We start from the raw sequence: 23,580 nt of genomic DNA on the forward strand, positions 1-23,580 counted from the left end.
GTCACGTCTCCCGTTCGAATCCGGGCGTCCACCGCGTCACGCGCTCGTCGATTCTAAGACGGCCGTCGCGCCAGCGGAGAAACGTCAGTAGCAGGAGGCCGCCGACGACCACGAAGACCGAGTAGACGATCCCTTCTTCGCCCACCCAGCGTGCGGGGCCGACGATATCGACTGCGATCAGCTCGGGCGTCCGTTGTGAGTGGCCGAGACCGAACACCGCGCTCTGGGTGAAATTGTACCAGGCGTGAAAGCCGATCGGGAGGGCGAGGTCGCCGGTGAGGACGTACGCGCCGCTCAGGACCAGTCCGGCGAGCAGGTAATAGCCGTACTGGCTCGGGTGGTCGACCTTCCCGCCGTGCAGGAAGGCGAAGACGAGCGAACTCGCGAGCACCGCCACGCCGACCGCGGCCCACCGCGGGACGGGCCCGTCGGCCCCTTCGGCGAGGTTCTTCAGCATCGCCCCGCGGAAGACGATCTCCTCCCACGCCGACGCGAGGGCGACGTAGGTGAAGACGACGGCCATCGCCGGCAGGAACGGGAGATCGCCGGCTCCCTCCGCGACGCCGACGACAGTGGCCCAGCCCACGCCGACTGCGACGGCGAGCGCGCCGGCATTGATCACGGTCGCTATCGCACCGCCGACGGCGAATGACCGCCACCAGTGACGGTCGAGCGACAGGCCGTACTCGCCGACAGGTCGGCGGTCGAGGACCCGCGCGCTGACGAACACCGTGGCGACGAGGACCGCTCCGATCCCGGCCGCTTCGAGCGGTTCTCGGATGGGGTGCGTGAATCGGGCCCGAACGACGCTCTGTAGCGCCGCGAGGGCGAGAAACGACAGTACCGCCGGGAGAACCGCACGCAGTGGCGCTCTGAGCCTGCCGTCCGCGCTGTTCCAGATCGGCCAGACGAGGCGAGAGACAGTCCGCTCGACGACGCTCGGGGTCGTCCGGCTGTCTCTTTGCTCCGGTGACTTCGGTGGCATGTCCGGACGACCGGCCGGGACCGACGTATCACCGCGGGCACTGCTTCTGATTCGGAAGCCAGTGGACCGATTTTATTGCGTCTCGCTCGCTTTCAGCGAGCATGGACGCGGTCGGCGACGATGAACTGCTCGCGCTGCTCGAAGACGAGTACGCGCGGGCCATCATCGCCGAACTCACCACCGGACCGATGTCCGTCTCCGAACTCTGTACGGCCTGCGAGATGTCCGACCCGACGGCGTACCGCCGCCTCGACCGACTGGAAGCCGCCGACCTCGTCGCCGAACGGCAGGCCGTCGACCCCGACGGACACCACTACAAGCGCTATGTCGCGACCGTCGAGGACGTGACCGTCACGTTCGCCGACGGGTCGTACGACGTGGCTGTCACGCGGTCCTCGTCGGACCCGGCGGACCGATTCACCGACCTGTTCGAGGGGCTGTCCTGAGATGTTCGCGACGCTACTGCAGATACGCACGGGTGGGACCGATCCGGAAATTGCGCTGGCCGTCGTCGCGCTGTCGATACTCTCCGTCTTGCTCTCGGCCGCCATCGCCGTCGTCCTCGTCCGCGGCTATCGTCGCGGGCCGGGTCGGACGGGCATGCTGACGCTCGCCGTCGGGCTTCTCCTGCTCACGACTGTACCGGAGATCCTCCGCATCGCGCTCCCCACGGCCACCGGCGTCGGTGTCGTCGGGCGCTCGCTCCTCGTGAGCGCCTGCGAACTACTCGGGCTCGGAACGATCCTGTGGACCGTCTACGGGGGTGAGTCGTCGTGACGGTCCCGCTCGACCTGCTCGCGCCGGACGCCGTCGCGGAACTCTCGCGAGCCCTGACGGCCGTCGTCGGACTGTTCGTCGCGTCGCTGGCCTACCGGGGCTACCGGCGCAACGACGCGCCGAAGATGCGGTGGCTCGCCGTCGGAATCGGGTCGCTGACCGCCGGCGTCTACGCCACTGCCACCATCGCTGTCTGGGCGGGCGCTGGGGCTGGCATTGTGTTGCTCGTCAGGGGTCTCGTGACCGTCGCAGGGCTCTGTGCCGTGCTGTACGCGCTGTTCGTCGAGTGACTTCAGATAAGAACAAGTGTCAGATGTGGTCGCCCAAAGGCGACCGGAAATCTGCCTTAGTTGCGGACGACGTTCGTCGCGCGGGGGCCCTTGTCGGCCTGTTCGATGTCGAATTCGATCTCCTCGCCTTCTTCGAGGTCAGGGCCGCCAACGTCTTCCATGTGGAAGAAAACGTCATCGTCCGCGTCCTCAGTCGAGATGAAACCGTAACCGCCTGTGTCGTTGAAGAAATCAACCTTACCGTTTGCCATTGCAAATATACGTACAGGGGGTATATGTATAAGAGTTCCGAGAGTATCAGTACCACGACCGTGTGCCTGTGAACACGACCCACCCCCGTCATCTCGGCTAGCCGCCGACGCTCATCCAACGACAAGAAAGGTTTAGGCCGCCTCGTCCGTTGCTTTCTCGCGTGTACCCCGCGCGGATTACCGACGAGTTCCCGGCCCCGTCCTACCGGGGCAACCAGAAGCAGGCCCTCGCTGACATCCGTGCGGCCTTTGAGAGCGGCAAGGACGTGGTCCTCGTTCGCGCGCCGACTGGGAGCGGGAAGTCCCTGCTCGCTCGGGCTATCGCCGGCTGTGCCCGGACCGCGGGTGAGGCCGCCCCGGAACAGGTCATCGACGCCTACTACACCACACCGCAGGTCTCCCAGCTGGACGACGTGGCCGAGGACGCTCTGCTCGAGGACCTCTGTGTCATCCGCGGGAAGAACAACTACGACTGCATCCTCCCCGGCGAGACGGACACGCCGGTGAACCAGGCCCCGTGCGTGCGCGAACGGAAGTTCGACTGCCAGGTCAAACACCGCTGTCCGTACTTCTCGGACCGCGCCATCGCCTCGAACCGCCGCATCGCCGCGATGACACTGGCCTATTTCATGCAGACCGCCGGCAGCGACGTGTTCGGCAAGCGCGACGTGGTCGTCATCGACGAGGCCCACGGCCTGGGCGAGTGGGCGGAGATGTACGCCACCATCGACCTCTCGCCGCAGTCCATCCCGATGTGGAACGACATCGACGTGCCGGACATCGACGGCCTGGACGAGGCCGTCTCCTTCACTGAACGGGTCGAACACCTCGCCGAGCGCCGGGTGAAGGAACTGCGGAACAAGGCGGAACTCACCGGCGACGAGGTGGCCGAACGTGACTCGCTGAACACGCTCCGACAGGACCTCGGGTGGTTCCGCGAGGACTACACCGACACCGAGAGCGCGACCACCTGGGTCGTCGACCAGGCCGACGGCGAGAACGCCCCGGTGACGATCAAGCCGATGAACCCCGAGCGGTACCTCAAACACACCGTCTGGGACCGCGGCAACCGCTTCGCTCTGCTGTCGGCGACCATCCTCAACAAGGAGGCGTTCTGTGCGAACGTCGGTCTGGATCCCAGTAACGTCGCGCTCGTCGAGGTCGGCCACACCTTCCCCGTCGAGAACCGGCCGCTGTACGACGTGGCCCAGGGGAAGATGACCTACGAGCACCGCGACGACACGCTGCCCGACATCGCCCGGACCGTCGTTCGCATCATGGCACAGCACACGGACGAGAAGGGACTCATTCACTGCCATTCCTACGCTATTCAGGAGCAACTGAAGGACCTCCTCGACGACTTCGGCGTCGGCGCTCGCGTCCGCACCCACGATAAAGACGGCCGAGACGGGGCGCTGTCCGCCTGGAAGCGCAGCGACAACCCCGACGTGTTCCTCTCGGTGAAGATGGAGGAGGCCCTCGACTTGGAGGGCGATCTCTGTCGCTGGCAGGTGCTGTGCAAGGCTCCCTATCCAAACACCCGCGACTCCCGCGTCGCCCGACGGCTCGAAGACGACCAGTGGGGCTGGTACTACCGGACGGCACTGCGGACGGTCATCCAGGCCTGTGGCCGCGTCGTCCGCGCGCCCGACGACTATGGCGCGACCTACCTCGCGGACACGTCGCTCCTGGACCTGTTTGAGCGCGCCGAGCACGATATGCCCGACTGGTTCCGTGCGCAGGTCGACCGCCTCTCAGCGCCCGACCTGCCACGGTTCGCACCGGACCAGGCGCTTTCTGCGCTCAGTTCGGGGACCAAACGCCGGCACGACCGCTCGCGCTCGCGGTCCGGGGACGGCAACCACCCGCTGTCGGACGTGTGGGACTAGAAGAAGGCGAAGGCTAACCCGTAGACCACCGACGACCCGACCATCAGACCGACGAGAATGATGGCGATAATCTGCTGTCTGTCCATGCCGTTCCCTTGACTACTCGCCTAATTAGGCGTTACGACCGTCTGCCCGGGGCATGCTACCTGTTCTCACTTGTCTGGATTGCGTGCGTAAAGACGCCCTACTGCACCCGAGCGTCGACGACAACGTGGGCGACGCCCTCGCTGTACTCCTTGACGCGTTGGGTATCCAGAATCTCGACGTCCCGGCCGGCCTCGGTGGCGGCCGCCTCCAGTCGCTCGATGGGACGGTCGAACACGAGCGCGTCCGGCGTGGCCTCGTGCATGTGGAGGACGCCGCCGGGCGTGAGCGCGTCGAGCGCGCTGTCGAGGTACTCGTGGGAAGCGTCGGGCGGAGCCCGACTGTCCTCCGCGCGCGGCGCGGAGGCCTCGTAGTATCCCATCACGATTCGGTCGGCGCGTGCCTCCTCGGCGAAGCCCGGAACGACATCCCGGCAGTCGGCCCGGTAGGGGTGGACCCGCTCGTCCACATCGTTCAGCATGACGTTCTCGACCAGAAAGCGAAACGCCGTGGGATTGCGCTCGACGGCGGTGACCTGCGCGCCGGCACGGGCCATCGGGAGCGTGAAGTAGCCGATGCCGGCGAACATGTCCAGCACCCGCTCGTCTGCCGCGACGATGTCGCCCATCCGCGCCCGCTCGGCCTTGTTGCCGGGCGAGAACATAACCTCGGCGAGGTCCATCGCGTAGCGCGTGCCGTGTTCGGTGTGGACCGTCTCAGTGTCGCCGTCGCCGGCGATGACTTCGACGCTGGGTTCGCGGTGCTCGCCGGAGATGCCGTGGCGGGCCAGCACCGTTTCGGCCTCGCCGTGGAGCGCCAACAGCGCCTCGCCGACTTCCGCCGGCCGAGGGCTGTCGCCGATGTCGACCAGCACGACGGAGCCGAGGACGGCCCAGGAACTCGGCGCGGCAGCGATCTCCTCGTCGCTCCAGCTGCGCTCCCGGAGGTGGTCATCGAGCGTTCGGAGGCGACGCTCGCCGACCTGCCGGACGACCTCCCGGAACTGCGTCTCCTGTGGCGGGGCAGTTACCGGAACGGCGACGCTGTCCGCGGTCCACTCGGTGATGCTTCTGGTATCGTCGTAGACGCCCTCGGCCCGCAAAGATTCGATAGCGACTTGCGAGCGAGGCTTGGCGACGACAGCGGCTAGCTGCTGGTCGTCCGTCTCGCTCGACTCGCGTCTGGCTCCGTCCTCACTCATCGGTATCCGTGTTGTCTCCCTCGGCCGGGAGAATGTGCAACCCGGCGTGGCTCTTCAGCACCGGCACTTCGTCGGCGTCGGTGTCGAGGTAGTCGGGCCGCGGGACGGTCTTGCTCTCGAAGGTCTCGGGGTCTAACACCTGGGCGGCGTTGTCGTCTTCGACGGCGACGAGAGTGGTCGTCTGGGCGTCCTCGCGGAACCCCAGGCGGCGGGCGTCGGGCGTTTCGCCCTCTTCGAAACTGGCCTCGTAGTCTTCGCCCGTCGTCAGGCGGACGCCCTTGAGGTTCCCCTGCACCGAACGGACCAGCACCGGCCCGTCGCCGTCCTCCGGGTCGATGACCTCGCCCTGGCGGTACCGTGGCAGGCGGACGGCGTAGGTCATCCGGTACAGCTCCTGGCCGTCCTCGTCTTCGGAGATGAGACGCCGCGAATCGGAGTACGACCCGCCGAGCTGGGCGGTGATGCGCTTGGCGATGCCAAGCCCCATCTGGTTCGTCGAGATCTTCATGTCCAGCCCGTTGTCGACGGACTTCGTCTCGGTGATGAAGGCGTTGCGGTCGCCGGTCGCTTCACGGGCGGCGATGTACTCTTCTGCGATTTCTTCGGCCCGCTCGCGCTCGTCGTCGGTCGGGTCGCGCCCGTCGGCCCGCACCTGAACGATGCTGGCGAATGACCCGCCGGCGATCTTCCCGCAGCGCTTGCAGGTCTGCCGGGAGATGCGGACGGGGACGGTGACCTCCTCGGTGACCGGCGTCCCGCGGATGACGCCGGAGAACTCCGCGTGCATCCGGATGTTGTTCTTGTCGAGTTGCTCGGGGGCGACCTGCCAGGCGACCGACTGGGCGTCGACGTGGATACCGAGCGCCTCGCTGACCTGCTCGACGGCGATGTCGGTGTAGTCCTCCGCGCCGATGTCGACCCAGCGGTTCCCCTTGTGGACCGCGCCACACCGCGAACAGACCCGAACCTGGATGGTGTCGGGGGCGTCCACCAGGTCGAACTCCTCGAAGTAGCAGGCGTCACAGAGGACGTGCTCGGAGTTACGCTGACCGCCGGCACCCGCTAACTCCGGGCGCTCGTCGGTGCCCTCCGGTATTTCGTCACCGCAGCGTGGACAGAACTCTCCCGACCGGCTCATTACCGGCCTTACTGTACTGAACTGTTTAAGCCGTGTGTTCCGCCGCCGCGTCAGGACGCCGTCGGCAGGTCCAGCACTGCTCCCAAGCGGTCACTCACCCGTGAGCGTCGGCGCTGGGACGTCGGCGTCGACGGCCTCACGCCAGTCGTATTCCGGCTCCCAGTCCAGCATGCCCTGCGCTTTCGCCGTCGAGAGCGCCGACTGGTCGTCGTCCAGTTCACACTCCGCGGGACGCTCATTCCACTGCTCTTCGACGAGTTCAGCCGTCGGCCGGCCGACGTAGTTCTCGGCGGCGGCGACGTTGAACGCTTCGTGACCGCCGATGTCGGCACCGAGCGCCGCCGCGACCGCTGTCGCCACGTCGCGCACATCGACATACGACCAGCAGTTACCGGTGCCGCCGGCGAGGTCCCCCGTGGCCACGTCCCGGCAGTTGTACTCGCCGGGGTACTGAATCCACGACGGCCGTATCGACGCCACGTCAACGCCGTCGCGCCGGGCGACCATCTTCGCCACCTCTTCGCCGGCGACCTTCGACGTGCCGTACGGGTCCTCCGGCGCAGTCGGATGTGCCTCGTCTATCGGGAGATACGCCGGGAGCGGCGTCTCCTCGGCGAAGGCCAGTCCGTAGGCGCTCTCGGAGGACGCCCAGACGACGTCCGCGCCGGCCCGACCCGCCGCGTCGATGACGTTGTACGTCGCCGAAACGTTGGTGTCGAACACCCGCGAGCCCGCGTGGCGCTCCGGCGCTGGCAACGCGGCCCAGTGGACCACAGCGTCCGGGTCGATTTCGCTGAACAAATCACGGACCTCCACCCCTTCAGTCACGTCGGCAGCCTTGAAATCAATGTGCTCCCGCGTCTGAATCTCCCATCCGGGGTGGTCCAGGTCCACGCAGACGACGCGATACTCGCCGGCGAGGTGGTCGCAAATCCAACGCCCGGAGCGCCCGCGCCCGCCAGTGACGACGACTGTGTCGCTCATGCATCCGGTTGTTGCCCTGAGAGTAAATGTGTGTGGACAGTTGCCCCGCTGACGGTCCTCTGGCCCCGACGTGTGGCACTTTCCCACGATAGCGAGGTTTTAGAGTGTCGACCGTCTATCACTGGGCATGGAGTGGCAAACAGACTGGGGGCTCCGCGGCCGAATGGCCCTGACGATGTTCCTGCTGTTCGCGCTGTACATCGTCTTCCTCGGAGTGCTCGTTGTGGCTTTCGAGAACCTCGCGCTTATCGTGGTCGTCATGGGACTGTTCCTCGGTGCGCAGTTCTTCTTCAGCGACAAGCTCGCCTTGTATTCGATGGGAGCCCGGACGGTCGAACCGGAAGAGTACCCCGAACTCCACCGGACTGTCGACCGCCTGGCTCAGCAGGCCGACCTCCCGAAGCCGAAGGTCGCCGTCGCCGACTCTCGGGTGCCCAACGCCTTCGCCACCGGCCGGTCGAAAGACAGTTCGGCCGTCTGCGTGACGACGGGCATCATGGACACGCTCGATCAGGACGAACTGGAGGGCGTGCTGGCCCACGAGCTGGCCCACATCAAGAACCGTGACGTGATGGTGATGACCATCGCGTCGTTCCTCTCGACCATCGCCTTCCTCATCGTCCGCTGGGGCTGGCTGTTCAGCGGCGGCCGGGAGCGCGGCGGGCAGCAGGTACCGGTCATCGTCGCCATCCTCATCTCGCTGGTCGTCTGGGTCATCTCGTTCCTCCTGATCCGGACGCTCAGCCGCTACCGCGAGTACGCCGCCGACCGCGGCGGCGCGATGATTACCGGCAAGCCCGCCGCCCTCGCCAACGCGCTGATGAAGATCGACGGCCAAATGGACAAAGTTCCGAAGGAGGACATGCGCGACCAGGCGGAGATGAACGCCTTCTTCATCATCCCCATCGACGTCGGCTGGATCGGCCGCCTGGCCAGTACCCACCCGTCGACGGAGAAACGTATCGACCGCCTGCAAGACCTCGAACGCGAACTCGAAAGTCGGTAACGTCTGTTTATTATCTGATTTGCCGGCAGTCGTCTACGCGATAGTGTGGATTCTCACCGTGACAGCTATACAGAGCCAGAAAGCCCCGGCTGTCTGAACTCGGGGGTGGTTCGAAAGACGCTACGCGTCTTTCGTCATCACGAGAGAGCTTCGCTCTCTCGGACGAACTCGCTGCGCGCTTCACTCACTCCGTTCGTTCCAGTGCTTACGTCGTCCGCCGTCGTTCAGCCAGCCGCCCCTTTCAGTCCCTCCTGTGGCTGATTGAGCAGCCGAAACGGGTGGGACTGAAAGGGGCGAGTCGCTGGGCGTACGAGGCGACGTAAGCACCGCAACGTAGTGAGTAGCGAGGGACCACAGGTCCCTCGGACCATGCGAACGGCGCAGAGCGCCGTGAGCAGAGAGCGCAGCGAGTCGCAGTAGCCCAGCGACTCGGGGCTTTCTGGCTGTTAGAACAGTTGTCCCTGTCTTCGTACGCAACCACAGCAACTAGTCGAGACGCAAACCACCTTGGGCTCCGGCCCATAGAGGCACACATATGGGATTGCTCGACGGACTCAAGAGCGTCCTCGGGGTGAAAGCCGAGGCAGACGCGACACGCGACGCCGACCCCGACGACCTGTTCGGGATGAGCACCGCCTACGTCACGATGGAGGCCGACCTGGGGTACGAGCCGACCGGCGAGGCGGCACTGTGTTTCGCCGACGTCGACAGCACGGACTTCCAGGACGCCGTCGACGAGGTCGAATCTATTCTCGACGCCGGGATGGTCGAGACGGGCACGCGGGCGACCTTCGAGACCGACGACCACGGCTACCAGTGGGTCGTGTTGCACGACGACGACTTCGAGGACCTGCTCACGTCGATCCACTTCGCCGCGGACACGCTCGTCGAGCGGCGCTACGGGTCGCGCCTGCTCGCAGCGCTGTTCGCGTTCGAGCACACGCGCGACGACCAGACCGTCTACTGGGTGTACTCCTTCCGCCGGGGCGCGTACTACCCGTTCGCGCCGGACCCACACGACAGCCACGAGCGCAACACCTCCGCAGAGTTCAAACTGGACAGTAACCTCAGCGACGAAATCACCGTCGAGGACGACAAGGAGTACTGGTATCCGCTGTGGCCGGATCGCCCCGGCTACCACCCCTGGGAGTGACATGGCCGACGGCAGCGTCGCTGTCGGTGACCACGTCCGGCCGACCGAGGCCGGCCGCGACGGCCGCGTTCCCGCCGGTGTCTACCGCGTCGTCGGTACGGACGAAGACGCTGTGACGCTACTGGTGGTCGGCGACGCGGCCGGCCGTCGGGTCCACACCGGCGAGATAGTGACAGTCGCTTGCGAGGAACTCGACACGTTCGAGCTCGCCGAGAACCCGGACGCAAGTCGCTCACTTGCCACACACATTCTCTCACAGCTTGCCGGCCTCCGGTGGTCGCTCTGGCTGTTTTGGCGCTCAATCCGCTCCAGGCCGATTTCCGGCACGACTGCGATTACGCTCCTCCTCGTCGGCACGTTCGGCGAAGGGATACTGCCGGTGTCCGAGACGGTGCTGACTGTACTCGTTCTGCTGGGGACGCTGTTGCTCGTCTATCTCGTTCGAGCGGGTCCGGCCTGAATCCGTTTCCACCGCCCACCGACCCTCCTTCCCATCTAAAACTCCCGATACCATCTCGAAGCGTCCCGCTGCCGTCCCACACTTTCACTTTCACTCTGGTGTTAACGAGGCTTTATACCCCCGGACGCACAAGGCACGTCCATGTCCGCAAGTGAGGACCTCGAAGAACTGCCGGGTGTCGGTCCGGCGACAGCAGAGAAACTCGAAGACAACGGCTACGACTCCTACCAGGGGATTGCGGTCGCCTCCCCCGGTGAACTGTCGAACACAGCCGACATCGGCGAGTCGTCGGCGGCAGACATCATCCAGGCCGCACGCGAAGCGGCCGACATCGGCGGCTTCGAAACCGGGTCGACGGTGCTCGAACGCCGCGAGCAGATCGGGAAGCTCTCGTGGGGTGTCGACGAGGTCGACGACCTGCTCGGCGGCGGCGTCGAGACCCAGTCCATCACCGAGGTGTACGGCGAGTTCGGGGCCGGCAAGTCCCAGGTAACCCACCAGCTCTCGGTCAACGTCCAGTTACCGGCCGAACACGGCGGACTGGAAGGCAGCGCCATCTTCGTCGACTCCGAGGACACGTTCCGACCGGAGCGTATCGAACAGATGGTCAAGGGCCTCGCCGACGAGGTACTGGCAGACACGATGGTCCTCCACGGCATCGTTGAGGAGGGGGACGACGCAGACCCGACCGATGAGGACCTGCTCGATGACCTCGTCGCCTCCGTGCTGGAGAAGATCCACGTCGCGAAGGCGTTCAACTCCAACCACCAGATTCTCCTGGCCGAGAAGGCCCAGGAAATCGCAAGCGAGAGCCAGGACGAGGAGTTCCCCGTCCGCCTGCTCGCCGTCGACTCGCTGACCGCCCACTTCCGCGCCGAGTACGTCGGGCGTGGCGAACTCGCCGACCGTCAGCAGAAGCTCAACAAGCACCTCCACGACCTGATGCGGGTCGGCGACCTCAACAACACCGCCGTCGTCGTCACGAACCAGGTCGCCTCCAACCCCGACTCCTTCTTCGGCGACCCGACTCAGCCCATCGGTGGCAACATCCTCGGCCACACCTCCACGTTCCGGATGTACCTCCGGAAGTCCAAGGGGAACAAGCGCATCGTCAAACTCGTCGACGCGCCGAACCTCCCGGACGGCGAGGGTGTCATGCGCGTCGAAGAGGACGGCCTGCTGAACGAGTAGTCCGGATCCGGCAGTCACGGCTCGCCGACTCGATCGACTGCAGACCGTTTTCTCCAGCGGCCTTTGACACCTGCGACAGTTTTCATCCGGACTGGTGTGTGGACTGCTCCCGCGGCCCGAACCCCTTCGTTTCATGTCGAACCGACCCCCGTCTGGCGTCTTGCGACTGTCAGACGCACCGTGGTGAATGTGAAACTTCGCCACCCCAATCGCAAGACGGCAGTACATCTCCTGTCGAAACGGAGGGGTAGCAACCGGGAACCGACAGACGGCTGTCTGGTCGTCGATGTTCGTCGGGGGTAAACTGTCGACTGGAGATATCAGTGCCTACTCCTCGGTGGTCGGACGATGCGAAAATCAGGTGCGCAGCGTCAAATCAGTCGCCCGTCTGTCTCTGCGTCGGCGCTAGAACGCCTCGTCAGTCCCCAGCAGACTTCATACCGGTCTCTTCGAGGTCCGCACCGCCGACCGACGAGCGCAGGGCGTCCATCCCGTCGTCGCGGTCGATACCGAAGTTGTCCCGGTACAGTTCCTGCACGCGGTCGTACTCCTCGTCGCTGAGCGGCGGCGTATCGGGCGCGCCGGCCCACTCGTCGATGTCGGCGTTCGTCCGGAACGTCGGAGTGACCGACGCCACCTCGTCGTTGTAGAGGAGCCACTGGATGGCCGCCTGGCCCATCGTCCGTGCTCCGTCACGTTCTAGGAACCGGATTTCCTCGACTTTCTCCCAGCCGGTCTCGTACCACTCGCTCGGCCGGTGCGAGCGATGGTCGCCCTTGCCGAGTTCCGTCTCGGGGGTCACCTGCTCGTTCAGCAGCCCCGAGGAGTGCGGGACACGAGCGAGTACCGACGTATCGGCGTTCTGCTCGCGGATAGTGTCGATGAAATGCTGGCCGGGAGTCTGCTCGAAGAGGTTGAAGACGGTCTGGAGCGCGTCGAATTCGTTTGCGACCGCAGCGTCGCCCTCGGCGAGCCAGCCAATAGAGGGGCCGAGCGCCCAGCCGATGGCCTCGACTTTCCCTTCCTCGCGGAGTTCGTCCAGCGCCTCCAGCACGTCCTCGTCGACCTCGTCGACGTTGGCGTTGTGGAGCATCAGAAGTTCGACGTGGTCCATGCCGAGGCGGTCGAGCGAGCGGTCGACGGCGGTGTGAACCCACTCAGGTGTGACCTTCTTCGGGAGTTCGCCGTGGCCGGCCTGGGGGTTGTTGTAGAAGTCGTAGCCGATCTTCGTCGAGACGGTGACCTCGTCGCGGTGTTCCGCCAGCGCCTCGCCGATGATCTCCTCGCTGTCGCCGTGGCCGTACACGTCGCCGGTGTCGAAAAACGTCACGTCCTCCGCGAGTGCGTGCTGGACCATGTCGATAGCATCGTCGCGGGTGCGGTCGCCCCACCAGTCCGTGCCGACGACCCAGGCACCGAATCCGACTTCCGAGACCTCGACGCCGGAGTTTCCGAGTGTCGCGTATTCCATACCCGTTGTAGCGGCGCTGTCCACTTAGCCGTCTTGGTTTGCGGTGTCGGACCGCGTCCGAATCCGGAGCTCGGGGGTGGCGATAGCATCGAGCAGTTCGACCGTGCCGTACTCGCGGTGGACCCACCAGTATAGCGCGGCTCCGCCGACGCCAAGCAGCGGGAGCGCGATGAGGCCGCCTTCGGGGCCAAAGTTGCCGCCGGTCACCAGCGTCGGGCCGGTCGCATCGGTTGAGAGCAGGGAGACACCCATGCGGAGGCCGCTCACGGGGAAGCCAAGCAGTGCCAGCGTGTAGTTCCAGGCGACGTGGAAGCCGCTGGCGACCCCGAGTCGCCCGGTCAGGACGTAACACGCACCGAGCAGGAGGCCGTAGAGGGTGATGTTGGTCACGCTGAGCAGCGACGCGCTGGGGTTCGTCCAGTGGAGAACGCCGAATAGCGCGCCGGTCAGCGCCGTCGCGGCGATGACCGCGCGGCGCTTCCCGACCCAGCCAGCGAGCCCCTCGGCCGCATTCGTCAACAGGTAGCCACGGACGAGCACTTCCTCTGCAGTCGCCTGGACGATGAAGAACGCTCCCAAGAGGAGGACAGCGACCGGCGGTCCGAACGCGGTCAGTGGGAGCGGCCCGCTGTCGACGGTAGCGAAGATGACGCTGACTTCCACGAACCCTGCGCCTAGCTCGACAAGCAGGACGAGCGTGGGAAGCCCCGCCCCGAGCGCGAGGCCGAACGCAGCGTCGCGCCACCACTGTCGGTCGAACCCTAACCCGTAGTCAGAGAGCGTCCGTCGGTCCAGCAGATAGCCGAGTACGACAGCGACGGTGGTTCCGGCCGCAAAGAGCGCAATCTGGCGCGCAACTGCGACCGCTGGCGTCACGCCCACCACGGACGACACCACTGCGACCACTCCTGAGAGCAGAACGAGGCCGAATCCGGCGAGAAACACCCACAGTGTGACCCGCCACGGCGCTCGCAGCCGGCGCTCGGAGGGATTGACGATGTAGCGCCGTATCTCCATGATGAAATCCGACCTGACCATGTCGTCGTCTGGAACGGCGGCGTCTTAACTGTGGCTTGCTCGCCGAATTCCGTGGTATATGGTGTCGTGACACGGGTGTTACTGGGTAGGTTTCAGGTAACGGAAACCCCTATCTGCCCGCGAAGCCACGTACTCGACATGACGAAGCGTCACGTGTCGCTGCCACCGCTCGCTGAAGAGGGGCTCAGGGCGTTCATCGACGAGGTCGACGAGCGCCTTTCCGGTGACGAGGACACCTGCGATGTTGTCACTGACGTGTTGGTCGACCTCCACGGCGACCGGGACGCCTACGAGCGCTGGCAGGACGGCGCGGATATCTCCCCGGCCGAGCGGGTCCGGCTTCAGGGGTATGACCCCTGTAACACGACCCTCGAAAGCGAGTACTACGCCGAGAAAGACGAGGAGCGGTTCAAACGCTCGAAACACCTCCAGTGGCTCTGGCGGCAGTTCGACGCGACGCCGATGGCGGACAACGTCGAGTTCGCGCTCCGGTTCCGGCGGATGCTCGCCGACCACCTCTTTGACTCCTGTGGCGAGGGCTGTCGCTTCTTCAAGGGCATCACGTTCACCTACGGCCACAACATCGAGGTTGGTGACAACGTCGTGGTCCACGACGACGTCCACCTGGACGACCGCGGGAAACTCACAATCGGCGACCGCGTCTCTATCTCCGACGATACCCACGTCTACAGCCACGACCACGACGCCGTCGACCAGACCCACGTCGACAACTACCACACCATCATCGAAGACGACGTGCGCCTGACCTACGACTCGATGGTCCGGGCCGGTGTGAAGGTCGGCGAAAACGCTATTCTCGCGGCGAAGTCCATCGCCGGCAAAGATATCCCCGCCCATCACGTCGCTGCCGGCACACCGGCGAAGTCGCTGACAGTCAAGGACGGCTGGGAGTCCGTCGCAGAGCCCATTGAAGGGGCGAACGTCGACCGCCGTGCCGAACGGCAACTGTCCGTTACCCTGCCCGATAATCTGGAGCAGTTCGACGAGTTCCAGCGGGACCTCTCGCCGCCGGACCGCCAGTAGCCGGTGCGGCCACGCCGGCAGTCCTTTTGCCGCACCGACCGAACCCCTGGTATGCGAAGCGTCGCCATCAACGTCGGAGCGAACACGAACGAGCCCGGCTTTCGCGGGCCACTGTTCTCCGACGGCACCTTCGAGTATATTCCCATTCCCGAATCGAAACCGACCAGCGAGCCAGTGCCGACCTACGGCGACCTTGACCTGCGGACCGACGTTTCTGCGGTGGCCGACCAGCCGGTCCACTTCGACCCGGAGTTTCCCGAGGCCGGCGGCGAGCGCTACACGTACGGCGACGAACACGGCGTGAAGGCCGGACCGCTCTCGGAGCTGTCGGCCGGTGACTACCTGTTCTTCTACGCGACGCTGTCGATGGCCGACGAGCGTTCGGCCTGGGCGTCGCCGAAGTGGGGGGCCCACGTCATCGGCCACTTCCAACTCGCTCGTGACGCGGTGACCGGCGACGAGTACCGGGACCTCCCGTCCGAGGAACAGGCACAGTTCGCCTCGAACGCCCATGTGAAACGCGACCCCTTCGACGCTCGCGTTCTCATTCGCGGCAACGCCGACGAGTCACGACTGTACGACACGGTCGTCCCGCTGTCGGCACCGAGCGGCGGCACCGACGCGAACGAACTGGTCACCGACCTGTCGTCCGACTCGGGGAAGGGGCCGTGGTGGCGACGGCCGATGCGGTTCGACGAGGGTGGCACGGAGCGACTGCTCGAACTGGCTGAGAGCCACCCCAGCGCCCTCGAACGCTGAGGCAGCCGAATGAGTTATCACCGGTGAAAATAGAATGTGAAAGCATATGTCCAGACGGACTCAGGTAGCTGATATGCGTCTCTCTAGTGGGGTCCCCGGCTTCGACGAACTCATTGAGGGGGGGCTACTCCCGAATCGTCTTTATGTGGTCAGCGGCCCGCCGGGCAGCGGGAAGACTACTTTCTGCTCACAGTTCATTACACAGGGCGTCAAAGAGGGCGAGACGTGCCTGTACGTGACGATGCACGAGACCAAGACGGAGTTGATGCAGGACATGGCCGGCTACGAGTTCGGGTTCGACCGGGCCATGCAGTCTGACGCCATCCAGTTCCTCAACCTCGTCACCGAGAGCGGAAAGCGAACTATCACGCAGTTCGGCAGCGAGGGCGGCCTGACGAACCGCCTCGTCGCTTATATCAGACAGAACGACATCCAGCGGGTCGTCATCGACTCGACGATGCTGTTGCAGCATTTCATGAACGACGTCGAAGACGAGATCACGGGCTTTCTCTCCGCGCTGAAACAGACGGACGCGACGACGCTGCTCATCTCTGAGATGACCGACCCGTCCTCCTACAGCGACGAACACTACCTCGCACACGGCGTCGTCTTCTTCCACAACTTCCTCGAAAACGGGAGCATGACCCGCGGCGTCCAGGTTATCAAGATGCGAGGCACTGCCATCGACTGTGACATTCGGGAGATATCCTTCTCTGACGCCGGACTGCAGGTCCACGCCGACCGGAAAGTGGAGACATGAGCCGCTACGAGCGCGAGTTCGGGACCGACTGGGAGACCCTCGACAAGGACGAGGCGACCGACCGGGCCTACGCCATCGGCGTCGCCGAGCGCCTCGGGGAGTACAACCGCGAGGAACTCGAAGCCATCTACGCCGAGATGAACTCGGCGTACCACAAGAGCATGGTCGAACTCGCGTACGACGAAGGCCGCAACGAAGCGAAGGAAGCGGCGGAGACGACCAACGCCGACCGGGACGCCCTCTGGGCCGACCTGATCAACGGCGAGAAGACGTACATCGACGAAGACGACGTGCCGACCAGCGGCCGCGACGGTCTGCCGTCGGCGCTCGACTCCTCGGAACTGCTCGACAGGCAGTCGATCGACAGCACTGACGCCGTCGACAGACCGGACTTTCTCGACAGGTAGCTGGCTCCAGTGTGTGCACTCACCGACAGCGATAGCGCTGCTGCTCGCCCGTGTAAAAACGAAGGAGACGGGAAACCCGTCCAGAGCTGGGGTGGCCGCAGGTAGTGCTGGGCCGTTAGAAGGAGACTTGGTCCGGCCCGTCTTCGCCCATGCAGACCGGGTCGCGGTCGGAGTAGCCCTTTCGGCCGATGGCCTTGCTCGACACGCCCGCGAACGCCGCGAACTCGGCGTCTTCCGCGCTCTCGAAGGTTTCCGGGGCCGACCGGCTCAGCGCGTCGCCCAGCCGTTCGGTGCCGTTTGGCAGTTCTAGCTCCATGTCGCCGTCGCCCTCGATGATCTCTTCAGCGGAAACCGGGTAGTCATACGATTGGAAGGCGTCCGTCGCGTTGCTTAGCATTCGCATATGTCCCGAAAGTTCATGGTCGATAATAAACCTTCACTATAGATAATCATAATGTCTCTTAATGCGTATAAGGAACTCACGTTTCGTGTGCCCACGACACATGGCTCGACCAGAAGCGGCTTGCTGCTGGGGATTGTGGGTGTTGTATGGTCGTCGCTGACTTGCACGTACACACGACCCGCTCCGACGGGACGCTCTCCTTCGACGAGGTCCCGGCCGCCGCGAGACGAGCGGGCGTCGAGGTCGTCGCCCTCACGGACCACGACCGACTCCAGCCTGCACTCGACAGCCCCGTTACCGACCGGGACGGCGTGACGCTGCTCCACGGCATCGAACTCCGCGTCGAAACCGGGACCCAGCGACTGGACCTGCTGGGCTACGGCGTCGACCCGACCGACGAACTCCGGGCCGAGTGTGAGCGCATCCAGCGGAACCGCCGAGAGCGCGGCGCGCGCATCATCGAGTGTGTCGAGGACCGGTTGGGCGTCTCGCTCCCCGTCGAACCGCGTGACGGCCTGGGTCGCCCCCATATCGCCCACGGGATCGCCGAGGTGTCGGATCACACCTTCCAGTCCGCATTCGACGAGCTAATTGGCGACGACTGTCCCTGTTACGTCGCCCGGGAGGTCCCGTCCTTCGAGCGCGGCTGTGCAGTCCTCTCGGACGCGTGCGGGCTGGTCGGCCTCGCCCATCCGTTTCGATACCCCGATACGGCGGCCGCGCTGTCCAAGTGTGCGTCGCTCGATGCCGTCGAACGGTGGTACCCCTATGGCCGTACGGTCGACGACAGCCTCGTCGACGACGCTATCGAGCGATACGACCTCGTGCCGACGGGCGGCAGCGACGCTCACGGCGAGACGCTGGGTGACACCGGTCTGGACGCCGCCGCCTGGGGCAAGGTAGAAACAGCGCTCAGCGTCTGACAACCGGCAGACGGAACCCGAGGGTTCAATGTCGTCCGGGGCTACTATTCAGGTATGCAGTGTCACTACTGCGACCGTGAAGCCGACATCGCCGTCGAGAGCGACGGCATCAAGGTCGGTGTCTGCAAGACGCATTTCCGTGAACAGATGGCGGAACTGGAAGACGCCGACTGGCTCGAAGACCTCGACGAAGAACTCGACATCGACCGACGCGAGTGACCGACGCTCCGTTTTGCTGCTTCTGCCGTGGCGTGCCCCAGTGGCACCGATGTGACTCGCCCTGACTAACGGTTAAGGACTGTCCGCTGTACATGGCAACTATGGAGAAAGTCAGTCTTGACGCCGTCGAGTCGCGAATGGGGCCGGCGTCGGTCAAGCGGGCGCTCGCCGGGTCGCTCGGCACCGATGCCATCGCGCTGAACTACTACGAACTGGCACCGGGCGAGTCCTTCGGCTTCGGCTACCACCGACACCCGGACCAGGAGGAGGTGTTTCTCGTCCAGTCGGGCACAGCGACGTTCGAGACGGAGGACGGCGACGTGCGCGTCGGAGCCGGTGAGGCGATCCGCTTTGCCCCCGGTGAGTGGCAACGCGGCCACAACGAGGGCGACGAGCGCGTCGTTGCGCTTGCGCTCGGCGCGCCACAGGAGATGGGCGACACGGACATGCTTCGGCACTGCGAGGAGTGTGGCGGTCGCACGCACAACTACGTCGAGATGACGGACGACCGGGACGCGCTGGTGACACGCTGTGAGGAATGTGATGCCGAGACCGGCCGGTTCACCTGACCGTCAGAAGGTACTTCGACGGCTTAGTCATCGGAAGCAGCGGCGGTGCCGGTCGCGTCACCAGTCTGACGCGCGGCGAACTCGGTGAAGTTGTCGAACAGTCGCTTGGCCTCGCAGGCGGCGCGGTAGTTCTCCTCCGTGACGCCGTCCAGCACCGCCTCGATGCGCTCGTCGGAGAGCTGGCCGTCCTTACCTTTCGTCACCGTCTCGGCCGTCCTGGGGTCGTACTCGGGGTGGAACTGCACCGAGAAGACGTTCTCTTTCCGGAACCCGTGGACGCCGTAGTCGTTCTCGGCGAACGTGGTCGAACCCGGCGGCACCTCGGCGACACGGTCCGAATGCGTCGTGAAGACGGTAAACGACTCGTCGACGTCGGCGAGCAGTTCGTTCTCGCCGTCGTGTTCGACGGTTCGGTAGCCGATCTCGTACTCGTCCATCGCCTCGACGGTCCCGCCGAGCGCGTGCGCCAGCAGTTGGTGGCCGAAACAGACGCCCAGGAACGCGATGTCGCGGTCGACCGCGTCGGTCACCCAGGATTCGAGGTCCCGTATCCAGGGCTCGTCCCAGTAGACGGACGCGCGGCTGCCCGTGACCAGACAGCCGTCGAACGCGAAGGTGTCGGGCAGTTCGCGTTCGGTCACGTCGTATTCCACGAGGTCGGCGTCGAGTTCCCGCCGGAAGTTCCGGCGGTTGTCATCGCCGTCGTGGGCCGCGTTCAGTAGGGCGATCCGTGGCCTCATTACCAGTATGCAGCGGCTCAAACGGTAAAAACGTACGTACTGACGGTAGTGATTGCCGCTCACAGTGACGGGACACCGGCGTCGAAGCAGGCGCGGGTACAGCGGCTATCGGAGATAACTGGCCATTCGGAACTGTCTCGCTACGGGGCGTCGACGACTACGATACGTGCGTTTACGTTTGGTCCGCTTCCGGGTTGTTCGTCCGCCGATAGGAGCCCACCATCTTCCACAGCGTGTCGTTGAAGTCGTCGTTGTTGGCTTCGCTCTCGATCTGCCGGTACAGGTTTTCCGAGACTTCGATACGGGGCATCAAGTACGTATAGAGAGCGGGAGTAAATAAATCTCCGCTGACACGGAATCGAGTAAAAGCTTCAACGACCTCCTCTAGGGGCCATATAACCATCTGGCACCGAAAGAGATGAACCAGGCCATCCAGACGCAGAATATGACCAGCCACGTCCCGTACTGGACTGTTGGGTCGGGAATCAGAACGTACGCCACGACAAGCAAAACGGCGATGCTTGCCGCGGCTGCGGCGTCCCAGCGGTCCAGTGCGGGCGGATCGACCATCTGGGACTACTGTGAAATGCCGTAAGTATCGTTGTCCCAGTCGTTGACGCCGGTGTCGTAGACCGCCTGCTCGCGTTCGATGGCATCGATTCGCTCGCGGTCGGCGGCGTCGAGTTCCCAGTCGAACAACGCGAGGTTCTGGCGGACGTGCTCGGGAGAGGAAGACTTCGGTAGCACCACCACGTCGTTCTCGACCGCCCACTTCAGGATAATCTGGGCCGGCGACTTGTCGTATTCCTCGGCTAACTCCTGAATCACGTCGTCGGCGAACACCTCGGTCCGACCCAGCGGCGCGGCCGCCTCGACGACGGTGTCAGTGTCGCGGCAGAACTCGACGACTTGGTCCTGGGTGTTCCAGGGGTGGTACTCGATCTGGTTGACGGCGATGGGCACGTCGGCGACGTGCTGGGCGGCACCAAGCTGGTACGCGCTGAAGTTCGAGACGCCGACGTTGCGGATCTTCCCCTGGTCGTGGAGCGTCGCCATCGCGTTCATCGTCTCCCGGATGGAAGTCGCGGGGTTTGGCCAGTGGACGAGATACAGGTCGAGATAGTCAGTCCCGAGGCGGTCGAGCGACGCCTCGCAGGCCTCGATGACGGACTCGTAATCGAGGTGCTTGGGCAGCACCTTCGACGTGAGGAACACGTCCTCGCGGTCGTAGTCGGCCAGGGCCTCGCCGATTTCGGCCTCGTTCCGGTAGCCTTCGGCGGTGTCGACGTGAGCGTAGCCCGCATCGAGCCCCGCTCGAACGGACTCCTGTACGGTGTCGCCGTCGATGTCCCACGTCCCGACGCCGACCATCGGCAGTTCGTCGCCACTCGGAAGCGTCACTGTTGGGGGTGTCACAGTACGTGCCTCATCCGCCGCAGTCAAAACCGTTTCGCGCTCGTCGTGTCGTGGCACACGCCCGATTTACGTTTCACTCGGGACTGGCGATGTCGACCGGCTGGCCGGTGTCCGCGCTCCGGGCCAGCGCGTCCATGGCGCGCATGTTCCCCAGCGTCTCGGCCCGGTCGATGGGCGGCGCTTCGCCGTTCTCGACGGCGTCCGCGAACGCCTCGACCTGCAACTGATAGTGGTCCACCGGGTCGAACGTCTCTGTGACCTCGCGGCCGTCGACGCTGTACGTCAGCGAGACTGACTCGTCGTGTTCCGGGCCGAAGCAGTTCGGCGCTTCGAGCCAGCCGTCGTCGGTCTCGACCCGGTAGTACTCCCGTCTCGGTCCGTCGAACCCGCAGGAAACCGAGGCGACCCCCCCGTCGTCGTACGAGAGGACGCCGCTGAAGTTCGTGTCCACGCCGCTGTCCCGGGAATCACGGGCATGGGCAAACGCCCGGTCCGGCTCGCCGAGGAAGCCCCGGGCCGCGCTGACGGCGTAACAGCCCACGTCCATCAGGCTCCCGCCGGCCAGTTCCGGGTCCAGCCGGATGTTACTGGCGTCGCCGAGCGAGAACTTGAACGACGCGTCGACGGTGTGTACCTCGCCAAGTTCGTTTTTGACGATTTCCCTTGCCCGCCGGGTCCGCGGGTGGAACTGATACATGAACGCCTCCATCAGCGTGACGCCCTGTTCGGCACAGTAGTCGAAGAGGTCCACTGCCCCGGCAGTGTCGACGGTCAGTGGCTTCTCACAGAGCACGTCGAGCCCGTGGTCGGCGGCCCGCTGGCTCCACTTGGCGTGGAGCGCGTTCGGAAGCGGGTTGTACACCGCGTCGATATCCGCCTCGGCGAACATCGTCTCGTAGTCGCCGAAGGCACTGTCTATATCGAGGGCCTCGGCGACCTCGCTGGCACGGTCCCGGGTTCTGGAGCTGATCGCCGCGACCGTGTGGTCCGACTTCTGGATGCCCGGAATCACGTCCTTGCGTGCGATTTTCGCCGTCGAAATAATGCCAAAGCGCATACCGATACCCGACTCTCCGTTGATAAACAATTACCGACCTTTCGCTTCTGACTCGACGCTGACTTCCTGTTCGGATACGGCGGCCAGTCCGTCCGCTGGCGGCTCGCGTCTGTCGGGCACGAGTTCGGCGGCCACCTCGCGTGCGCGCTCGAAGTGGACCGCCGCACCGTCACACGCGGCCCCGGCACTCTCTCGCTTTGACTCGTCGCTGCCCTCACGCAGCGCCTCTTGCCCCGCTTCACGGTGTGCATCGACCAGTTCGACGGCGATGTCCGCGAGCGCCTGTCGGAGCGACGCCCGGTCGCCGTCGAAGCGGCGGTCACGACCCCAGTCCAGTTCGTACGCCGTCCGGTATCGGTCGAGGGCGGCTTCCCAATGTGTGGCCCGCGCTGCCGGGTCCGTCGCGGCTCTGGCCGCGCCCGCAGCCGCCTGTGCCGCGTCGACCGGGGCCGACAGGAGTTCGGCGTATTCCGCCTCGACTGCGTCCCGTGCGTCCGTGATGGCTTCTGCCGACGGCTCCGGTGCCGTTACCGCCAGTGCTCGTTCGTACTCGACGCTGGCCTGTGCGTACGCATCCGCGGCCCGCTCGTACGCCCGGTCCTCCCACGCGTGCCGGGCCGCGTCGCGGTGCTCCTCGGCCGCCCTGACGTGCCGTCGGCGCTGGCTGGTGTCGATCTGTGCTTGCGTTGACTGGAGGCGTGCATCGATGGTCGCTGTCGCCCCCTCCCCCAGCGATTCGACCCGTTCCCGTCCGCTATCGAGTGCCTCCTGTGCGGCCGTGATGTGCGTGGCTGCTGCGTCGGGATTCGCCGCCTCCAGTGCCGCCGTTGCAGCCTCGACCTGGGATTCAGCCCGGTCAAGCTCGGTCAGCGTGTGCGTCCAGACCTGTGTGGTTTCGTCGACGAACGTCCGTACTGGCGCTAGATCGCCCTTGCATTCGAACGCCCAGCGGTCTTCGTCGACGGTGACGATTTCGAGTGTCGACGTACGGAGCCCCGACTGACAGTGTACGGCCACAATGTCTTCGCAAGGGAGCGAAATGGTCCGGTCGCCGTTGTCGTCGCCGACGACGAACACGACCCGGATGTTCGTTGCAAGCAGATACGCGCGGTAGTCGCCGGCCGGCGTGAGCGACTTGTCGTTTCCCCGGCCAGCGACGACGCCGGACCGGTCGTTGTACGCGAGATATCGTGGCGTCTCTGCCGCCCGTAGATACTGCCCCAGCGGCTGCTCGAGCCGGCGTGTGCGTCCGAACAGCCCGTCGGTGTTCGCTCGCTCGAATATCGCCGGTCGACCCGAGGAGCGTACGTCGATAACGGTTTCCACAGTCTACCCCCGTTCGTCAGTATATTCAAATATATATTC

The 23,580-nt window shown here is 65.0% G+C and carries 29 protein-coding genes; 15 read left to right on the top strand and 14 right to left on the bottom strand.

Going from position 1 to position 23,580, the window contains the following annotated elements; translation table 11 throughout:
* Position 1 precedes the first annotated feature (1 nt).
* Complete coding sequence (locus tag ACNO8S_RS00140) at positions 2–985, bottom strand: CPBP family intramembrane glutamic endopeptidase (protein WP_151102771.1); 984 nt, start codon at positions 983–985, stop codon at positions 2–4.
* Between the two features lie 101 nt (positions 986–1,086).
* Here ACNO8S_RS00140 and ACNO8S_RS00145 point away from each other — a divergent pair, with 101 nt between their 5' ends.
* Genes ACNO8S_RS00145 through ACNO8S_RS00155 form a run of 3 tightly spaced genes read left to right on the top strand, consistent with a single transcriptional unit; the run spans position 1,087 to position 2,052 of the window.
* The gene (locus tag ACNO8S_RS00145) at positions 1,087–1,431 is read left to right on the top strand and encodes an ArsR/SmtB family transcription factor (RefSeq protein WP_050007576.1); all 345 of its coding nucleotides are present in this window, start codon (positions 1,087–1,089) and stop codon (positions 1,429–1,431) included.
* A 1-nt stretch (position 1,432) separates the two neighbouring features.
* Positions 1,433–1,762, top strand: a complete 330-nt coding sequence (locus ACNO8S_RS00150) for a hypothetical protein (RefSeq protein ID WP_050037373.1) — start codon at positions 1,433–1,435, stop codon at positions 1,760–1,762.
* Positions 1,759–2,052, top strand: coding sequence for a DUF7521 family protein (locus tag ACNO8S_RS00155; protein ID WP_420182293.1), 294 nt, complete (start codon positions 1,759–1,761; stop codon positions 2,050–2,052). Before ACNO8S_RS00150 ends, ACNO8S_RS00155 begins: the two co-directional genes overlap by 4 nt.
* 56 nt (positions 2,053–2,108) lie before the next feature.
* Here ACNO8S_RS00155 and ACNO8S_RS00160 read toward each other — a convergent pair whose 3' ends face one another.
* Complete coding sequence (locus tag ACNO8S_RS00160) at positions 2,109–2,303, bottom strand: cold-shock protein (RefSeq protein WP_004516469.1); 195 nt, start codon at positions 2,301–2,303, stop codon at positions 2,109–2,111.
* 161 nt (positions 2,304–2,464) lie between these two features.
* Between ACNO8S_RS00160 and ACNO8S_RS00165 the strand changes: the two genes are divergently transcribed.
* On the top strand, positions 2,465–4,192 hold the full coding sequence (locus tag ACNO8S_RS00165; protein WP_420182294.1) for a helicase C-terminal domain-containing protein: 1,728 nt from the start codon (positions 2,465–2,467) through the stop codon (positions 4,190–4,192).
* Positions 4,193–4,376: 184 nt separating this feature from the next.
* On the opposite strand, the gene ACNO8S_RS00170 is transcribed toward ACNO8S_RS00165, so the two are convergent.
* From ACNO8S_RS00170 to ACNO8S_RS00180, 3 genes are all read right to left on the bottom strand, one after another.
* Positions 4,377–5,477, bottom strand: coding sequence for a class I SAM-dependent methyltransferase (locus ACNO8S_RS00170; protein WP_420182295.1), 1,101 nt, complete (start codon positions 5,475–5,477; stop codon positions 4,377–4,379).
* Positions 5,470–6,615 carry a 60S ribosomal export protein NMD3 gene (locus ACNO8S_RS00175; protein ID WP_420182296.1) on the bottom strand — a complete coding sequence of 382 codons (1,146 nt, stop codon included), beginning with the start codon at positions 6,613–6,615 and terminating at the stop codon, positions 5,470–5,472. The genes ACNO8S_RS00170 and ACNO8S_RS00175 overlap by 8 nt, the downstream gene beginning before the upstream one ends.
* A gap of 90 nt (positions 6,616–6,705) precedes the next feature.
* On the bottom strand, positions 6,706–7,599 hold the full coding sequence (locus ACNO8S_RS00180) for an NAD-dependent epimerase/dehydratase family protein (RefSeq protein ID WP_420182297.1): 894 nt from the start codon (positions 7,597–7,599) through the stop codon (positions 6,706–6,708).
* A gap of 127 nt (positions 7,600–7,726) precedes the next feature.
* On the opposite strand from ACNO8S_RS00180, the gene htpX reads away from it, so the two are divergent.
* From htpX to radA, 4 genes are all read left to right on the top strand, one after another.
* Positions 7,727–8,605, top strand: a complete 879-nt coding sequence (gene htpX, locus ACNO8S_RS00185) for a zinc metalloprotease HtpX (RefSeq protein ID WP_008306935.1) — start codon at positions 7,727–7,729, stop codon at positions 8,603–8,605.
* Between the two features lie 535 nt (positions 8,606–9,140).
* Positions 9,141–9,758 (top strand): PspA-associated protein PspAB, encoded by a 618-nt coding sequence (gene pspAB / locus ACNO8S_RS00190; RefSeq protein ID WP_420182298.1) that lies wholly within the window; start codon positions 9,141–9,143, stop codon positions 9,756–9,758.
* Between the two features lies 1 nt (position 9,759).
* Complete coding sequence (locus ACNO8S_RS00195) at positions 9,760–10,218, top strand: hypothetical protein (protein ID WP_420182299.1); 459 nt, start codon at positions 9,760–9,762, stop codon at positions 10,216–10,218.
* A 141-nt stretch (positions 10,219–10,359) separates the two neighbouring features.
* A complete protein-coding gene (radA, locus tag ACNO8S_RS00200; protein ID WP_014039191.1) occupies positions 10,360–11,409 on the top strand; it encodes a DNA repair and recombination protein RadA in 1,050 nt (349 codons plus the stop codon).
* Positions 11,410–11,827: 418 nt separating this feature from the next.
* Here radA and ACNO8S_RS00205 read toward each other — a convergent pair whose 3' ends face one another.
* Both ACNO8S_RS00205 and ACNO8S_RS00210 read right to left on the bottom strand, forming a co-directional pair.
* Entirely contained in the window at positions 11,828–12,880 is a 1,053-nt protein-coding gene (locus tag ACNO8S_RS00205; RefSeq protein ID WP_050007583.1) for an aldo/keto reductase, read from the bottom strand.
* 24 nt (positions 12,881–12,904) lie between these two features.
* Complete coding sequence (locus tag ACNO8S_RS00210) at positions 12,905–13,918, bottom strand: CPBP family intramembrane glutamic endopeptidase (protein WP_014039193.1); 1,014 nt, start codon at positions 13,916–13,918, stop codon at positions 12,905–12,907.
* Between the two features lie 138 nt (positions 13,919–14,056).
* On the opposite strand from ACNO8S_RS00210, the gene ACNO8S_RS00215 reads away from it, so the two are divergent.
* The 4 genes from ACNO8S_RS00215 (at position 14,057) to ACNO8S_RS00230 (ending at position 16,888) form a co-directional block, all read left to right on the top strand.
* Positions 14,057–14,962 carry an acyltransferase gene (locus ACNO8S_RS00215; RefSeq protein ID WP_146417747.1) on the top strand — a complete coding sequence of 302 codons (906 nt, stop codon included), beginning with the start codon at positions 14,057–14,059 and terminating at the stop codon, positions 14,960–14,962.
* Positions 14,963–15,013: 51 nt separating this feature from the next.
* Positions 15,014–15,721, top strand: a complete 708-nt coding sequence (locus ACNO8S_RS00220; RefSeq protein WP_336329604.1) for a hypothetical protein — start codon at positions 15,014–15,016, stop codon at positions 15,719–15,721.
* 73 nt (positions 15,722–15,794) lie between these two features.
* On the top strand, positions 15,795–16,481 hold the full coding sequence (locus ACNO8S_RS00225; RefSeq protein WP_044951579.1) for an RAD55 family ATPase: 687 nt from the start codon (positions 15,795–15,797) through the stop codon (positions 16,479–16,481).
* The gene (locus ACNO8S_RS00230) at positions 16,478–16,888 is read left to right on the top strand and encodes a hypothetical protein (protein ID WP_014039197.1); all 411 of its coding nucleotides are present in this window, start codon (positions 16,478–16,480) and stop codon (positions 16,886–16,888) included. Before ACNO8S_RS00225 ends, ACNO8S_RS00230 begins: the two co-directional genes overlap by 4 nt.
* Positions 16,889–17,003: 115 nt before the next feature.
* Here ACNO8S_RS00230 and ACNO8S_RS00235 read toward each other — a convergent pair whose 3' ends face one another.
* Complete coding sequence (locus ACNO8S_RS00235) at positions 17,004–17,291, bottom strand: DUF5789 family protein (RefSeq protein WP_023843068.1); 288 nt, start codon at positions 17,289–17,291, stop codon at positions 17,004–17,006.
* Positions 17,292–17,437: 146 nt separating this feature from the next.
* On the opposite strand from ACNO8S_RS00235, the gene ACNO8S_RS00240 reads away from it, so the two are divergent.
* The 3 genes from ACNO8S_RS00240 to ACNO8S_RS00250 all read left to right on the top strand — a co-directional run bounded on the left by ACNO8S_RS00240 (position 17,438) and on the right by ACNO8S_RS00250 (position 19,002).
* Positions 17,438–18,214 carry a PHP domain-containing protein gene (locus ACNO8S_RS00240; protein WP_050007581.1) on the top strand — a complete coding sequence of 259 codons (777 nt, stop codon included), beginning with the start codon at positions 17,438–17,440 and terminating at the stop codon, positions 18,212–18,214.
* 54 nt (positions 18,215–18,268) lie between these two features.
* Complete coding sequence (locus tag ACNO8S_RS00245; RefSeq protein ID WP_014039200.1) at positions 18,269–18,433, top strand: DUF6757 family protein; 165 nt, start codon at positions 18,269–18,271, stop codon at positions 18,431–18,433.
* Positions 18,434–18,534: 101 nt separating this feature from the next.
* The gene (locus ACNO8S_RS00250) at positions 18,535–19,002 is read left to right on the top strand and encodes a cupin domain-containing protein (protein WP_420182300.1); all 468 of its coding nucleotides are present in this window, start codon (positions 18,535–18,537) and stop codon (positions 19,000–19,002) included.
* Positions 19,003–19,025: 23 nt separating this feature from the next.
* Here ACNO8S_RS00250 and ACNO8S_RS00255 read toward each other — a convergent pair whose 3' ends face one another.
* The 6 genes from ACNO8S_RS00255 to ACNO8S_RS00280 all read right to left on the bottom strand — a co-directional run bounded on the left by ACNO8S_RS00255 (position 19,026) and on the right by ACNO8S_RS00280 (position 23,541).
* Complete coding sequence (locus ACNO8S_RS00255) at positions 19,026–19,742, bottom strand: type 1 glutamine amidotransferase (RefSeq protein WP_420182301.1); 717 nt, start codon at positions 19,740–19,742, stop codon at positions 19,026–19,028.
* Positions 19,743–19,914: 172 nt separating this feature from the next.
* Positions 19,915–20,052 (bottom strand): hypothetical protein, encoded by a 138-nt coding sequence (locus tag ACNO8S_RS00260; protein ID WP_004516449.1) that lies wholly within the window; start codon positions 20,050–20,052, stop codon positions 19,915–19,917.
* A gap of 74 nt (positions 20,053–20,126) precedes the next feature.
* The gene (locus tag ACNO8S_RS00265; RefSeq protein WP_420182302.1) at positions 20,127–20,312 is read right to left on the bottom strand and encodes a hypothetical protein; all 186 of its coding nucleotides are present in this window, start codon (positions 20,310–20,312) and stop codon (positions 20,127–20,129) included.
* Positions 20,313–20,318: 6 nt separating this feature from the next.
* Positions 20,319–21,113 (bottom strand): aldo/keto reductase, encoded by a 795-nt coding sequence (locus tag ACNO8S_RS00270; RefSeq protein WP_420182796.1) that lies wholly within the window; start codon positions 21,111–21,113, stop codon positions 20,319–20,321.
* Between the two features lie 118 nt (positions 21,114–21,231).
* Positions 21,232–22,215, bottom strand: a complete 984-nt coding sequence (locus tag ACNO8S_RS00275) for a Gfo/Idh/MocA family protein (protein ID WP_050037390.1) — start codon at positions 22,213–22,215, stop codon at positions 21,232–21,234.
* A gap of 30 nt (positions 22,216–22,245) precedes the next feature.
* Positions 22,246–23,541, bottom strand: coding sequence for a hypothetical protein (locus tag ACNO8S_RS00280; RefSeq protein WP_420182303.1), 1,296 nt, complete (start codon positions 23,539–23,541; stop codon positions 22,246–22,248).
* Positions 23,542–23,580 lie beyond the last annotated feature (39 nt).

The sequence above is a fragment of the Haloarcula sp. KBTZ06 genome, from assembly GCF_048595605.1.
GTDB classification, from domain to species: domain Archaea; phylum Halobacteriota; class Halobacteria; order Halobacteriales; family Haloarculaceae; genus Haloarcula; species Haloarcula hispanica.

Bases quoted from the DNA above. Each gene is read 5' to 3' on its own strand.
- ACNO8S_RS00235 (WP_023843068.1), bottom strand. From the start codon at position 17,291: ATGCGAATGCTAAGCAACGCGACGGACGCCTTCCAATCGTATGACTAC.
- ACNO8S_RS00275 (WP_050037390.1), bottom strand. From the start codon at position 22,215: ATGCGCTTTGGCATTATTTCGACGGCGAAAATCGCACGCAAGGACGTG.
- ACNO8S_RS00240 (WP_050007581.1), top strand. From the start codon at position 17,438: ATGGTCGTCGCTGACTTGCACGTACACACGACCCGCTCCGACGGGACG.
- ACNO8S_RS00270 (WP_420182796.1), bottom strand. From the start codon at position 21,113: ATGGTCGGCGTCGGGACGTGGGACATCGACGGCGACACCGTACAGGAG.
- ACNO8S_RS00255 (WP_420182301.1), bottom strand. From the start codon at position 19,742: ATGAGGCCACGGATCGCCCTACTGAACGCGGCCCACGACGGCGATGAC.
- ACNO8S_RS00175 (WP_420182296.1), bottom strand. From the start codon at position 6,615: ATGAGCCGGTCGGGAGAGTTCTGTCCACGCTGCGGTGACGAAATACCG.
- ACNO8S_RS00180 (WP_420182297.1), bottom strand. From the start codon at position 7,599: ATGAGCGACACAGTCGTCGTCACTGGCGGGCGCGGGCGCTCCGGGCGT.
- ACNO8S_RS00210 (WP_014039193.1), bottom strand. From the start codon at position 13,918: ATGGTCAGGTCGGATTTCATCATGGAGATACGGCGCTACATCGTCAAT.
- ACNO8S_RS00145 (WP_050007576.1), top strand. From the start codon at position 1,087: ATGGACGCGGTCGGCGACGATGAACTGCTCGCGCTGCTCGAAGACGAG.
- ACNO8S_RS00220 (WP_336329604.1), top strand. From the start codon at position 15,014: ATGCGAAGCGTCGCCATCAACGTCGGAGCGAACACGAACGAGCCCGGC.
- radA (WP_014039191.1), top strand. From the start codon at position 10,360: ATGTCCGCAAGTGAGGACCTCGAAGAACTGCCGGGTGTCGGTCCGGCG.
- ACNO8S_RS00245 (WP_014039200.1), top strand. From the start codon at position 18,269: ATGCAGTGTCACTACTGCGACCGTGAAGCCGACATCGCCGTCGAGAGC.
- pspAB (WP_420182298.1), top strand. From the start codon at position 9,141: ATGGGATTGCTCGACGGACTCAAGAGCGTCCTCGGGGTGAAAGCCGAG.
- ACNO8S_RS00225 (WP_044951579.1), top strand. From the start codon at position 15,795: ATGCGTCTCTCTAGTGGGGTCCCCGGCTTCGACGAACTCATTGAGGGG.
- ACNO8S_RS00260 (WP_004516449.1), bottom strand. From the start codon at position 20,052: ATGCCCCGTATCGAAGTCTCGGAAAACCTGTACCGGCAGATCGAGAGC.
- ACNO8S_RS00230 (WP_014039197.1), top strand. From the start codon at position 16,478: ATGAGCCGCTACGAGCGCGAGTTCGGGACCGACTGGGAGACCCTCGAC.
- ACNO8S_RS00150 (WP_050037373.1), top strand. From the start codon at position 1,433: ATGTTCGCGACGCTACTGCAGATACGCACGGGTGGGACCGATCCGGAA.
- htpX (WP_008306935.1), top strand. From the start codon at position 7,727: ATGGAGTGGCAAACAGACTGGGGGCTCCGCGGCCGAATGGCCCTGACG.
- ACNO8S_RS00140 (WP_151102771.1), bottom strand. From the start codon at position 985: ATGCCACCGAAGTCACCGGAGCAAAGAGACAGCCGGACGACCCCGAGC.
- ACNO8S_RS00265 (WP_420182302.1), bottom strand. From the start codon at position 20,312: ATGGTCGATCCGCCCGCACTGGACCGCTGGGACGCCGCAGCCGCGGCA.
- ACNO8S_RS00205 (WP_050007583.1), bottom strand. From the start codon at position 12,880: ATGGAATACGCGACACTCGGAAACTCCGGCGTCGAGGTCTCGGAAGTC.
- ACNO8S_RS00215 (WP_146417747.1), top strand. From the start codon at position 14,057: ATGACGAAGCGTCACGTGTCGCTGCCACCGCTCGCTGAAGAGGGGCTC.
- ACNO8S_RS00170 (WP_420182295.1), bottom strand. From the start codon at position 5,477: ATGAGTGAGGACGGAGCCAGACGCGAGTCGAGCGAGACGGACGACCAG.
- ACNO8S_RS00195 (WP_420182299.1), top strand. From the start codon at position 9,760: ATGGCCGACGGCAGCGTCGCTGTCGGTGACCACGTCCGGCCGACCGAG.
- ACNO8S_RS00250 (WP_420182300.1), top strand. From the start codon at position 18,535: ATGGAGAAAGTCAGTCTTGACGCCGTCGAGTCGCGAATGGGGCCGGCG.
- ACNO8S_RS00160 (WP_004516469.1), bottom strand. From the start codon at position 2,303: ATGGCAAACGGTAAGGTTGATTTCTTCAACGACACAGGCGGTTACGGT.